The organism is Planctomyces sp. SH-PL14 (assembly GCF_001610835.1).
Classification (GTDB): Bacteria; Planctomycetota; Planctomycetia; order Planctomycetales; family Planctomycetaceae; genus Planctomyces_A.
In genome coordinates this window covers 2,626,008-2,639,212 of sequence record NZ_CP011270.1, presented here as the reverse complement: position 1 = coordinate 2,639,212, position 13,205 = coordinate 2,626,008, and the positions used below count along the sequence as shown (strand labels likewise).

The 13,205-nt window shown below is 67.3% G+C and carries 9 protein-coding genes; all 9 read right to left on the bottom strand.

Translation table 11 applies throughout. The features are described from left to right. Positions 1–62 precede the first annotated feature (62 nt). Positions 63–1,529: an ammonia-forming cytochrome c nitrite reductase subunit c552 gene (locus VT03_RS10430; protein WP_231870635.1), complete on the bottom strand. Its 1,467-nt coding sequence runs from the start codon at positions 1,527–1,529 to the stop codon at positions 63–65. Between the two features lie 4 nt (positions 1,530–1,533). Further along, complete coding sequence (gene nrfH / locus VT03_RS10425) at positions 1,534–2,040, bottom strand: cytochrome c nitrite reductase small subunit (RefSeq protein WP_075092928.1); 507 nt, start codon at positions 2,038–2,040, stop codon at positions 1,534–1,536. A gap of 32 nt (positions 2,041–2,072) precedes the next feature. Next, a complete protein-coding gene (locus VT03_RS10420) occupies positions 2,073–2,978 on the bottom strand; it encodes a polyphosphate kinase 2 family protein (RefSeq protein ID WP_075092927.1) in 906 nt (301 codons plus the stop codon). Between the two features lie 87 nt (positions 2,979–3,065). Continuing rightward, positions 3,066–3,710 (bottom strand): hypothetical protein, encoded by a 645-nt coding sequence (locus VT03_RS10415; RefSeq protein WP_075092926.1) that lies wholly within the window; start codon positions 3,708–3,710, stop codon positions 3,066–3,068. 97 nt (positions 3,711–3,807) lie between these two features. Next, positions 3,808–7,251: an efflux RND transporter permease subunit gene (locus VT03_RS10410; protein WP_075092925.1), complete on the bottom strand. Its 3,444-nt coding sequence runs from the start codon at positions 7,249–7,251 to the stop codon at positions 3,808–3,810. 115 nt (positions 7,252–7,366) lie between these two features. Next, positions 7,367–8,617: an efflux RND transporter periplasmic adaptor subunit gene (locus VT03_RS10405; protein ID WP_075092924.1), complete on the bottom strand. Its 1,251-nt coding sequence runs from the start codon at positions 8,615–8,617 to the stop codon at positions 7,367–7,369. Between the two features lie 105 nt (positions 8,618–8,722). Further along, on the bottom strand, positions 8,723–10,918 hold the full coding sequence (locus VT03_RS34150) for a hypothetical protein (protein ID WP_197489284.1): 2,196 nt from the start codon (positions 10,916–10,918) through the stop codon (positions 8,723–8,725). Positions 10,919–10,984: 66 nt separating this feature from the next. Continuing rightward, positions 10,985–11,938, bottom strand: coding sequence for an SgcJ/EcaC family oxidoreductase (locus tag VT03_RS10395; protein WP_082846763.1), 954 nt, complete (start codon positions 11,936–11,938; stop codon positions 10,985–10,987). A 215-nt stretch (positions 11,939–12,153) separates the two neighbouring features. Beyond that, positions 12,154–13,203, bottom strand: a complete 1,050-nt coding sequence (locus VT03_RS10390) for an iron-containing alcohol dehydrogenase family protein (RefSeq protein ID WP_075092922.1) — start codon at positions 13,201–13,203, stop codon at positions 12,154–12,156. Between the last annotated feature and the right edge of the window lie 2 nt (positions 13,204–13,205).

The window sequence follows — 13,205 nt, the reverse complement described above, 5'->3', positions numbered from 1 at the left end:
TGGCACGTTGGGTTTGAGCGAGCACAGCCGTGCCGGCAAGGACATTCCGAGGCGTCCCGCGATCACTTGCTCTTCAGGAGTTCGACCTGCCCCTGGCGGACAAAGTCGAGCGCCTCGGCGAGAATCCGGGCCGATTCCTGCGCCGCATGGAACCCCATCGAGTTCTCCGCGTTGATGAAGTCGACCCGCCACTGCGCCTGACGCTGCCACTTGAGAGCACTCTCGAGACGCGCCCCGTCCACCCCCTCCTCCTTGGCCCCCTTCACGGTGTCGAACAACTCGACAAGCGCAGTCTCGGCCCGCACGAGGAGCGCCTGGTTCCGGTCCTGGATCGCGTTCGCCCGCGCCAGGATCTCCTTCTCGTCGTAGCGATGACAGGTCTGGCACGCGCGGGAGATCTCGAGGAGCGGACTTCGGACCTGATGGTCGCTGATCTTGATTGCCCCCTCGCGGCGATAAGGCATGTGGCAGTCGGCGCACGAGACGCCGCTGCGGGCGTGGACCCCTTGGTTCCAGAGTTCGAACTCCGGATGCTGGGCCTTGAGAATCGGCGCCCCCGTTTCGCCGTGCGTGTAGTCCTTGAAGCCGGTCTCGTCGTAGTAGGACTCGATCTGCTCGACCCGCAGCCCCTTCCGCCACGGATACGTGACGACCTTCCCCTCGCCGCGGAAGTAGTATTCAACGTGGCACTGCCCGCAGACGAAGCTCCGCATCTCCTGCCGGGTGGCGAGGGTGTTGACGTCGTATGCCTCCTGGCGGTCCCCCTTGTTCTTGTGGCGGGCCCACTGGTGCAGGCTCGTGAGGTGCGGCACCGGGAGCGGCTGGCGCTGGTCTTCGGGGTTCGCGGCCTGCGTCGCCATCTCTTCGGCGACATGCTCCGCGAGGTCGGCGATCCCGCGGAGGAAGCCGGGGCGGGTCACGCGAAGCTGCATCGACTGCGGATCGTGGCAGTCGATGCAGGCGACCGGATGCGAGACGAGAGCCCGCGCGTCCTTGAGCGGCATGGCGCAGACCTTCTCGAAGCCCTTCATGACGTCCCCGTCGCCGGCCGCCCGGTAGGCGGGGATGATCGAGGCGTGGCAGTGGAGACAGGCCCCCGGCTGCTTGAACTGCTTCACGCGTTCCGTCTCGTCCTGGTCCTCCAGCATGTAGGCGTGGCCGCGGCGCTCGCGGTAGTCGACGCTGAACGCGTACCCGGCGAAGATCCGCCGCAGCCGGGGGTCCTCGTCGAGCTTGGAAACCGCCTCGCTCCCGCCGTGGCGGCGGGAGGTGTTCTCGGCCGTCCGCCGGTAGCCGTCGTACTGCCGCGGAAAGTTCTTTCCCCACTCGGCGGGATCGACCGTCTCCTCGGTCAGGTCGACGAGCTTCAGGTAGTGCTGCGTCGCCTCCTGCTTCCGCTCGTTGATGTTCATCAGGAGCGCGACGATGCCGAACGTCAGGACGGCAAAGAACGCGACGGTCGCGATGTAGAGCCAGCGGCGGGGGGATTTCGCGCGGGGCGGGGTCTCACCGGCGGTCATGCTGTTCATCCTTTTATCGAAGCGGTCCGTGGCCGACGCTGGCGTGGCAGTGGACGCAGCCTTTGACGTCGTCCCCCGCGGTGCCGTGGGCCAGAATGCCGCCGACCAGGTCCTGGTGGCAGGCGACGCAGTTGTGGTTCAGGATCCGCGAACTGACCGGCCGCATCCGGATCGGCTCGGGGAAGTCCTGGAGCGTGAACCCCTTGGAGTGCCAGAAGCCGTTCTCGGCCTTGACGAGATACTTGGCGACGAATCCGTGGGGGACGTGGCAGTCGTTGCAGGTCGCGACGGCGTGATGGCTCGCCTTCTGCCATCCGTCGTACTGGTCCCGCATGATGTGGCAGTTGACGCAGGCTTTCGGATCGCTGCTGAGGTACGAGAACCCTTCGGCGTACCGGACGGTGTAGCTCCCGGTCCCGACCGAGACGCCGATCAGGGCGCACAGCGCAAGGGCCGCCACGCTCCAGTTCCAGCGGGAGCGGGGGGGGCTGGTCGGGGTTTCCGGTCTCTCGTCGCTCATCGTTCTCCGTCACCGATCGGTTCGTTCGTGGCTCAGCCCTTCGCCAGCAGCGTCTCGCGGACCTGGGCCAGTTCCTTCCGCTTGGCGGCGTCGACCTTCGGGAAGTGGAGGTCGAGCGAGGAAAGGGTGTCGACCACCACGGAGGCGACGACGATCCGGGTGAACCACTTGTTGTCCGCGGGGACGACGTACCACGGGGAGTCCTCGGTCGAGGTGTGCCGGATCGTCTCCTCGTAGGCCTCCATGTAGTCCCCCCACGAGCTCCGCGACGAGGCGTCCGTGGGCGAGAACTTCCAGTTCTTCTCCGGCTCGTCGAGGCGGCTCAGGAACCGCTTGAGCTGCTCCTCCTTCGAGACGTGGAGGAAGAACTTGCGGACCACCGTGCCGTTGCGGGTGAGGTACTTCTCGAAGTTCCGGATGTCCTCGAACCGCTCGTCCCAGATCTTCTTGGTCACCAGCTCCGGCGGAAGCTTCTGGGCCGCCAGGAACGACGGGTTGACCCGGACCGCCAGCGTCTCCTCGTAGTAGGAGCGGTTGAAGATCCCGATGCAGCCCCGCTGCGGAAGCTGCTTCGCACACCGCCACATGTAGTCGTGGTCCAGATCCTCGCTCGTAGGGCCCTTGAACGAGACGACCTGGCAGCCCTGCGGATTGACGCCGGACATGACGTGCTTGATCGCCCCGTCCTTGCCGGCGGCGTCCATTGCCTGAAAGATCAGGAGCACCGACCAGCGGTCCTGGGCGTAGAGCATCTCCTGAAAGTCCGCGAGCGCGGCGATCCCGTGCTCGAGGGCCTCCTTCGACTGCGGCTTCTGCTCCTCCTTGAGCCAGGCGGTGTCGTCCGGATCGACATCCTTGAGCCGGAACTTCTTGCCTTCGGTGACGCGGTAGTGAGCGGCCAGCTTCTGGGCCCGCTCGAGCAGTTCCTTGGGCTTCATAGGGTGCCTGTCCTGGTGCATGGGCCCCGGCACGGTGGTGCCGGGACGGAAGGAAGTCGCGCCGGTCGAGAGGGCCGCGCGCGGCGGTTACGGGAGTCCTTTCTTGGCGGCGAACTCCTTGCGGGTCTCTTCGCCGATGAAGTAGTAGGTCTTGCCTTCGCATTCGAGCGACGCGGCGGCGGCGTACTTGGGGAACTGCGTCCCGCTGACCGGGTCGGTCACGAGATGCCCCTTGAGGTAGAACTCGTTCTGGTGCATCGAGAGGTAGGTCTTGACGAAGTCGACCATCCGGTCGTCGATCCACTTCGCGATCGCCTCGGGATCGACCGCCGAGAGCGGGAACTCGATCTGCGAGTGCTTCTCGTACTTCATCAGGATCGGCAGGATGTGGAGGTCGTAGTCGAGGACCAGGTTGCGGACTTCGTGGTCGGTCGCGGCGGTGAACCGCAGCACGATATCGGCCAGGGGCGACTTGACTTCCAGCTTCGCCTCGCGGAGCGACGGCGTGACCTTGGGGGTCACCTTGACCTTGTCCCCGAAGCGCTTGGCGAGGGCTTCGATCCGCGGCGTCCAGACGCCGCGGAGCTGCTCACAGACCTTCTGGTACTGTTCCAGCCGCTCCTGCCGCCCCTCGTAGGCGTGCACCTGCTCGCTCTGGAATTCCTTGATCTGCTTCTCGACCGCCTGGAATTCCGAATCGATGCGGCTGACGAGATCTTGAACGTTCGACATGGCAACGGTCCTCAACAGGGAAACAGACGGCAATCGAGAAACGGACGGTCACGGGCCGCGAGGGCCGCGACCGGGAAATCGCGATGGACAATGACGCTCACGCGGTCGGACCGACCGCGTGCGGAGCCGCGGGAACGGCCTCCGTGGAAGTGGACGAGGGAGACGAAGGAGGCGAATGCGGAGCGGCCCCGGCCGGAGTCTTCCGGTCCGAGAGCCAGTCGATGATGTAGTAGAAGACCGGCGTCAGGAAGATCCCGAACCCGGTCACCCCCAGCATGCCGAAGAAGACCGCCACGCCGAGCGTCCGCCGCATCTCGAAGCCCGCCCCGTGCGAGACCACGAGCGGCACGACGCCGAGGATGAAGGCGAACGAGGTCATGATGATCGGCCGCAGGCGGTTCTTGCTGGCATTGACCGCCGCCTCGAACCGCGACTCTCCGGCGAACTTCCGCTGCCGCGCGGTCTCGACGATCAGGATCGCGTTCTTGGCCGCCAGACCGACGAGGACGATGAAGCCGACCTGGACGAAAATGTTGATGTCCTGGTGGAACATCCACAGCCCTGCCACGGCGCTCAGGAGGCACATCGGGACGACGAGCAGGACCGCCATCGGCATCGACCAGCTCTCGTACTGCGCCGCCAGAACCTGGAACACGAGCAGGATCGCGCCGATGAAGGCGAAGATCGCGGCGTTCCCTTCCAGGAGCTGCAGGTACGTGAGCTCCGTCCATTCGAAGGCCATGTCCCCCGCCAGCTCCTGTTTGGCGACCGCGTCCATGCGGGAGATGATCTGTCCCGTGCTGACCCCCGGGAGCGAGCTCCCGTTGATCGAGGCGGCGGTCCGGGTGTTGTACCGCGTGATCATGACTGGCCCGCCGATCTCCTTGATGTCGGCGACCGTCCCGAGCGGGACCATCTCGCCGCGGCCGTTGCGGACCTTGAGGGCCCGGATGCCGTCGGGCGTCATCCGGAACTTGGCGTCCCCCTGCAGGTTGACCTGCCAGGTCCGGCCGAACTGGTTGAAGTCGTTGACGTAGTACCCGCCGAGGTAGACCGAGAGGGCGGCGAAGACGTTGTCGAGCGGAACCCCCATCGCCTTGCACTTCGTCCGGTTGACGTCGATGTACATCTGCGGCGTGTTCGAGCGGAAGCTGTTGAACAGGCCGACGAGCCCCGGCTGCTCATTCCCCTTGGCGGCGACGCGGTCCGCCTGCTCCTGGAGGTTGGCCAGTTCGCCGCCGCTCAGGTCCTGGATCATCAGCTTGAAGCCGCCGGCGTTCCCGAGGCCGTCCACGGGCGGGGCGCCGAACACCGAAATCTGGGCGTCGAGAATCTCGTCGAAGCACTGCCGGCGGATCTTCTGCCCCACGTTGGCGGAGTAGGTCTCCGGTCCGTGGCGGTGGTCGAAGTCGTCGAGGATCACGAACATCGAGCCGAAGTTCGAGTTCACGGCGTTGAGGACGAACGACTGGCCGGGAATCCCGATCGTGTGGGCCACGCCGTGGGTCTCGCGGGCGATCTTCTCGACCCGCTTCACGACCTCCGCCGTCCGCTCCAGCGAGGCGGAATCGGGGAGCTGGATGTTGACGATCAGGTACCCCTTGTCCTGGTTCGGGATGAAGCCGATCGGCGTTTTGACGAGCCCCACGTAGGTGGCGGCGAGCAGGCCGCCGTAGACGAGGACGACGATCGCCGAGACCCGGAGCATTCCGGCGACGATCCGCCCGTAGATCCGCGTCACCCAGTCGAACCCCTTGTTGAAGAGGCGGAAGAACGCCCCCAGGGCGGCGTTGGCCGGGGCGGCGATCCAGTAACCGAGGACCGCTCCCGGGGCCGCCAACAGCAGGACGACGGCCCACTGAACGGAGGAGGAGGCTCCCTCCAGCCGGCCGGCGACGAGCGGGTAGAGGAGCACCTTCGAGAGCCAGCCCAGCAGGATCACGTAACCCCACCACGGCAGAGCTTCGAGTCCGTGGCCGTGCTCATGTCCCCCCTCCGCCCCCGGCTTGTGCTCGCGGGACTGGAAGATCGCCACCGCGCGGGCGGGGGTCATGGTCATGGCGTTGATCGCCGAGATCAGCATCGAGGCGGAGATCGTCAGGGCGAACTGCCGGTAGAACTGGCCGCTGATCCCGCCGAGGAAGGCGCTCGGCAGGAACACGGAGCTGAGCACCAGCGTGATCGCGATGATCGGCCCGGTGATCTCGTTCATGGCGTTGATCGTCGCCGTCTTGGCGTCGTAGCCCTTCGCCAGCCAGACCTCGATGTTCTCGAGGACCACGATCGCGTCGTCGACCACGATCCCGATCGCCAGCACGAGCCCGAACAGCGTCAGGTTGTTCAGCGTGAAGCCGAGGGCCGCCATCACCGCCAGCGTCCCGATCAGCGAGACCGGGACGTCGATCATCGGCAGGATCATCGACTTCCAGTCCTGCAGGAACAGCAGCACCACGATGGCCACGAGGACGATGGCGTCCCGCAGGGCGTGGAACACTTCGTCGACCGACTGTTCGATGAACGGCGTCGTGTCGTAGACGATCGCGTACTTGACCCCCGCCTGGAACCCGGGGAGCTTGGCCTCGAGCTCCTTCATCTTGCTCCGCACCGCGTTCGCGACGTCGAGGGCGTTCGAGCCCGGGAGCTGGAAGACCGACATCCCGACCGACGGCTGTCCGTCGAGGGAGCACTGCATGTCCTGGTTCTTGGCCCCCAGCTCGATCCGGGCCACGTCCCGCAGCCGCGTGATCTGCCCCGCCTCGCCGGTCTTGATCGTGATGTCGCCGAACTGCTCCGGCTCGATCAGCCGCCCCAGCGTGGAGAGGATGTACTGGAAGTCGACGCCGGTCGGGACCGGGGGCTGTCCGAGGCGGCCGGCGGCGACCTGGACGTTCTGCTCCTTAAGAGCCCCGATGACGTCGTTGGCGGTCAGATTCCGCGAGGCGAGCCTCTCCGGGTCGAGCCAGACCCGCATGCTGTAATCCTGCTGGCCCAGGAACCCGACGTCGCCGACGCCGGAGATCCGCAGCAGCTCGTCCTTGATGTAGACCGTGGCGTAGTTGCTGAGATAGAGCTGGTCGTAGAGGGGCTGGCCGGTCGTCTTGTCGAGGTCCGAAAAGAGATTGACCACCAGCAGGATGCTGGGCGACTTCTTCTTGGTGCTCACGCCGGTCGTCTTGACGACGTCGGGGAGCTTGGGGAGGGCCAGCGAGACCCGGTTCTGGACGAGGACCTGGGCCATGTCGAGGTTCGTGCCGAGCTTGAACGTCACGGTCAGCTTGTAGCCGCCGTCGTTCGTCGACTGCGAGGACATGTAGAGCATGTTCTCGACACCGTTCACCTCCTGCTCAATGGGAGCCGCGACCGTCTCCTGGACGACGGTCGCGTTGGCGCCGGGATAAGTCGCCGAAACTTCGACGCTCGGGGGGGCGATCTCCGGGTACTGGGCGATCGGGAGCGTCATCAGCGACGCGCCGCCGGCGAAGACGATCACCAGCGAGATGACGATCGCAAAGACAGGGCGCTCGATGAAAAATTTCGCCATGAGGGGTCTTGCCTGCTCGAATGAGCGAACACCGAAGGGGACGGAAGGGCGAAGGGATCAACAGGACGATCGCATGGCGCGGAGGGTTTCCCCTTGGGCGGTCACGCGAGCGGAGTCAGGTCGACGGCTTGGCGGACTCCGCGGCCGGCTTCGACTCCGGAGCCGCCGCCGGGGTTTCGGCGGGGGGGGCGGCCGGGTTGCCGGCGGGCGTAGCGTCCGCGACCTTCACTCCCGCCCGAACCCGCTGGAGGCCGTTGACGATGATCTGTTCTCCACCGGAGAGGCCCTCGGTCAGGACCCGCAGTCCGTCCTGCAGGGAGCCGAGCGTCACCTTCCGGAACACGACGCGGTTTTCGCCGTCGACGACGTACACGAACGGCTGCCCCAGGTCGCGGCCGATCGCCCGTTCGGGGACGAGGACCGCCGGGTGCGGCTCCCCGAGGGGAAGGCGGACCCGGGCGAAATAGCCAGGCGCGAGGGGCCGCGGTCCGCGTTCGGTCTTCGGGTTGGCGAAGACGCCGCGGACCCGGATCGTGCCGGTGTTGGGATCGACCTGGTTCTCGATGAAGTCCAGCCGGCCGCGGTAGGGATATCCCTCCTCGGAGCCGAGCCCCATCAGGACCGGGATCTCTCCCTCCATGGGGCCCTTGAGCTTCCCTTCCCGCATCGCCGTCTGGATCCGCTGCAGCGTCGACTCGTCCATGTCGAAGTAGACATAGACGGGGTCGACCGAAACCACGGTCGTCAGCTTGCCGGTCGATGCGGTGATGAGGTCCCCCACCGAGACGAGGTTCCGGCTGATGCGGCCCGTCAGCGGAGAGGTGATCTTCGAGAACTCGAGGTCGAGCTTGGCCTGGTCGATCGCGGCGTTGGCCGACTGGATCTCCGCCTCGGCCAGCAGCTTCGAGCCGGTCGTGCGGTCGAGATCGGACTGCGTGGCGGCGTCCCGGTCGATGAGCCGCTGGACCCGCTCGAGCTCGGCGGTCGAGGTCTTGAGCTTGGCCTGGGCCTGCAGCAGCTGCGCGTCCGCGTTCTGGAGGGCGATCTTGAAAGGCCGCTCGTCGATCTCGAACAGCAGGTCCCCCTCCTTGACCTCCGCGCCGCGGTCGATGGCGGGGTCGAAGTCGATCTTCTTCAGGTACCCCGCCACGCGGGCCCGGATCTCGACCGAAGCGACCGCCTCGATCCGGCCGGTGAAGTCCTGATAGTCCGTCACCTCCTTCGCGGTGGGACGGCCGATCATGACCTTGATCGCCTCCGGGGCGGTCGGTGTCCCCTCCACGCTCCCTCCGCATCCGGAGAGCGAGCCGGTCAGCAGAGCCGTGCCCAGGAGCCCCGCGAGGGGCCATTCGCACCATCGATTCATGTTGCCAATCCTGTGAAGACTTTGATCGAGAGCGGGTCCGACTGGTGTTTCGTCGGGAAGTCGAGCGGGCCACGCGGGTATTCTCGGCCCGCGCGTCCGCGGTTGCTAGCGAGTGAACGTCAGGGGCCGGGCGTTGCCGATCGGCGTGAACAGCAGCGTCTTGTCGTCCTGGAGCTTGATCGTGCTGAGCATCGTTCCGCCGGAGTCGGGCTGCATCACGAGGTTGTCGCCGCGGACGACGTACGCCCCGCGGACGGAGACCGGCTTGTCCTTGCTGCGGAAGCTCCAGGTGAACCCGCCCGCCTCTTCGAGAGCGAGCTTGAACTCACCCGAAGGATCCCGCGCGGTCCATTCTCCCACCAGCTTCGCGATCGGGTAGGCCGGCTCGTCGAGCTTGGGAGGCGGACCGGAGGGAGCCGCGTCTGCGGACTCCGTCGCGAGGGAGTACATCTTGAGGAGCTCGGCCGACAGCTCGTCCTTGGGCTGGAGCCGCGTCACCTCGCGGAGCATGACCAGGGCGGCGTCCTTGTGGTCGCACGTCAGGTAGTGGTAGGCGAGCAGGAACCGGAGGTCGGCCGCGTCGGGACTCGCCTTGGCCTGCATCTCCAGCTTGCGGAGCTGCTCCGTGTAGACCTCGGGCCGCGGGTAGAGGCTGATGAGGGTCGTCCAGTTCCACCCCGGTCCGGCGGCGAGGACGGCGTGAATCGTCGCCGCCGACTCGCGGTACTGCCCGAGGGCGAACAGGACGAGGCTGCGGAACTCGTTGATCGCCGCGTCCTGCGGGGCCTTGGAGAGCGCCTCGTTCGTCAGCTTGAGAGCGTCCGCGTAGTTCTCGTTGTAGAAGGCGGTCCGGGCCTGATCGAACGTCTGGACCAGCGGGTCCGCCGGGGCGTCCGCCGCCGGTTCCGCGGCGGCGGTGTCGGCCGCGGGCTGATCCGCGGGATAGACCGGATCGCCGAAGATCGGCTCGGAGTAGGTGGCGATCGGCTGGTTGTTGTAATAGACCGGTGTGTCGTAGTAGGGGTTCCAGTACGTCCCGACGCCGAACGCCCACGAGACCGCGTTCAGGCCCCACATCGTCGCGCCGAAGGCCATCGCGACGGGGTAGTTATCCCACAGGTAATTCCAGCGGCCGTTCCCCCAGGCGGGGCCGTAGCCGTTGTACCAGCCCCCCCAGTTGCGGGACCAATGCCCCGCCGGGCCGAAGTAGCGGCTCGATCCGTAGGCCCCGTAGCGGCCGATGCCGGTCGAGTGTCCCCAGTGTCCGCCGTTCGGACCCCAGGCTCCGGTGTGACCCCAGTAGCCGTTGGGCCCCCAGAAGCCGATGTGGTTGACGCCGCCGCCGTTCGGACCGTCCCAGTGATTGAAGTTCCCGTCGCGGGTGCCCCAGTTGTTCTGGAGCTGATCGAAGCGGCTCGAGAGATCCTGCCGCCGGTCGGCGACCGTGCCGAGGTTCCCCGCGCCGACGCGGTCACCGATGGCGCCCGCGCCAGGCCCTCGATTCCCGGCGAGCCCCGCGCCGGCCAGGCCAGCGCCCCCCAGTCCCGGAAGGACGCCCGCGTTCCCCGCGCCAGGAAGCCGGTTGCCGGCCCCCGGCCGTGACTGACCGATGCCAGGCAGGTTGCCGATGTTGCCGCGATCCCCGCCGAAGCCCTCGCCGGGCCGCGGCGCGGGACGGTTCCCGCTCAGGCCGCCGCCGGGCAACTGCGGCCGCGAGCCCCCTCCGAGATCGGGGCGACTGATTCCTCCGCCGGGACTGATCTCCGGACGCGAGCCGATCTGCAGGCCGTTGCCGCCCCCCGCTCCGCCGCTGCCGGGAAGATGGACGCGGCCCGATCCGCCGCTGGTCGGAAGCCGGTTGCCCGCACCGCTCCCCGTGCCGGGACGGGTCGCGGCCCCCGGGCGTCCCGCGACACCTGATCCGGTTGCCGGCCGACTGCCGGCGCCGGGGCTCGACGGCCTCGTGGCGGGTCGACTCGCTGCCGAAGGCCGGGAGGCGGGAGCCGGGCGATAGCCGCTCCCCGAGAGACCGCCGCCGCCGCCACCACCACCCCCGCGATTCATTCCCGAGGGCATTCCCCCCCCACCGCCGAAACCGCCGCCGCCGCCGCGGTAGCCACCGCCCCCGCCCCCGCCGCCAAAGCCACCACCGCCGCCCCCGCGGAATCCTCCGCCGCCTCCGCCGCCGCCACGAAAGCCGCCGCCACCCCCACCGCCGAAGCCGCGGCCCCAGGCGGGACCGGACGCGAAGGCGACCGAGAGAAGGCCGACGAGGGCGAAATGCCAAACCGAACGTTTCATGAATCCATCTCCCGGCAGGGAAATTGAGCGGAGTTCACGCGTTGCTGTGCGTCGACTCGAACGGTGTCAGTTCGAATCGGTTGATGTCTTCTGTTCCGGCGTCGCGGCGGTCTGCGGGCCGGGTGGCTGTCGGACGATCCGGTGCGAGCTGCCGGCGAGTTGCCGGCTCCCCTCGCTGCGATCCTCCTGAGCGATCACGATCGCGTCCGCGCCGTCGCGGAAATACGTCGCCGCGGTCTGGATCCGCTCCCCTTCGGCATCGACTCCGCTCAGCCGGACCCGCCAGACGCCGTCGTCCGCTTCGGTCCACCAGCCGTCGACCGCCCTTCCGGTCGAGTCGAAGATCCAGGAACGGAACTGCTTCCGTTCGGCATCCCAGCCGATGCGATGCGTCCCTTCGAGCACCACGGTCCCCCCGTCGCGGGCGGAAAACTCACTCAGGAGAAAGTTCTCGTTGTCCGACCACTTCCAGGTCGTCCGGACGATCGTGGACTCGTCTTCCTCCTGCCACGAGCCGACGAGCCAGCCGAGGGTCTTGAGCCGCTCATGCGGGGTCATGACCGCGTCCTCGAGCTCCCGCAGGCTGGCGATCATCCACGTCCCATCCTCCTGGCGGACGTGCGTGGCAGTGTAGCGGGTCTGCGTCGTCGGTCCGCCGTCGGGGGACTCGAAGGTCGAGACCCCTTCTTCGGTCAGGACCCCTTTGCCGACCGGTCGGATGGCGACGACCTCAATCGAGATCCCCCCCGGCGCCGTGACTTCGAAGTGAGCGGCGTACTCGGCCGTGATGGCGTCGCGTCCATGCAGCACGAGCCCGCTGGCGTCGACGTACTCCGCCTCTTCGGTGAACAGCTTCCCGATCGCCTTCGCGTCCCGGTCGGCGAACGCCTTCTCAAACCGGTCGGCGGCCTCGACGACCAGTTTTTCCAGCGTCTCGGAGTCGGGCTCGGCGGCCCGGGCGACGAGCGCCAGGCCGCACAGAAGAAAGAGGAAGAGCGAACAGCCCCGAAGGGAATTCATGGCGACCTCAATGATCGTCACACCGATTCTGATACCGCGATTTTCAGCCGTGGCCGGCGTGGAAAGAGGGGCTGGAATCTGCGCCGGCCTCGAAGCGCACCTCCTCCTCGGGATGAAGAGCGGCTTCATCATTGGGCCGGCGGAAACGTCTAGCCATCGTCCCGCGCGGTCTTCACTGTGGTGCGATTGATAGCAGAAACGCAACGAAAATCCCGTCATCGCAAACAATTCCCCAATCTCGTGTCATTCCACAGGAAATCTTCGGCCAGAGCCTGCTTCTCCGGCTGCGAGAGGACCGTATGGAAGTGCTCCTTGATCTCCGGCGCCTGCCGGAGGGCACGGCTCCACTCCTCGCGGTCGAACGGGTCCCGGGCCACCTCGTCCCAGAAGCCGGTCCGCTGAAAGATCTCGTCGATGATGTGAGTGTTCTGCTCCTGCAGCCGGCTGACGAGATAGGCCGCCACTCCCACCTGCAGGCCGTGCAGGCGGGGCCGCGCGGAGAGGCCGTCGAGGGCGTGCGAGATGAGATGTTCGCTGCCGCTCGCGGGTCGGGAGGAGCCGGCGATCTCCATCGCGATGCCGTTCAGCATCAGACCGGTCGCCAGCAGCCGGATCCCCTCCGCGTCGAAGTCCGGGTGGCTGCGGTACGCGTGCAGGGCGCCGTCGGAGAGGAGCGCCGCGAAATCGTTCACCGGCTCTCCGGTGGCGTGGAAGGCGAGCTTCCAGTCGCGGACGGCGGTCAGCTTGGCGACGAGGTCCCCCGCTCCCGAGAGCGTCAGCGACCGGGGCGCCTGCCGGCAGACCGCGGTGTCGACCACGACGCCGGTCGGCATCGCGGCGGGGACCGATCGCCGCTTGCCGTGGATCGTCAGGCTCGCCTGCGGGCTGCAGAAGCCGTCGTTCGAGAGCGAGGTCGGGACCGCGTAGTACGGGAGCCGGGCGAGGAAGGCGACGTACTTCGCGACGTCGAGCGCCTTCCCCCCTCCGAGGCCGACGACGACCGCTGCCCGCTTCGGCAGGTCCTCGAAGTGCCGGGCCGCGACTTCGAGGGCGTTGTCCGCCAACTCATGCCAGCCGTGGACAGCGATCTCCGACTCCCGCAGCCCTCGCCGCAGCCGCTCCTGGAGCTCCCCCAGCAGCCCCTGGCTGTGGAAGACGATCGCCCCGCGGAGGGGGGCGCGGTCCAGGTACATCCCCACCCGGTCAAGCGCGTCCTCTTTGACGCGGACCAGCGTGGGAATGGCGATTTGCGTGGCGCGGAGCATGC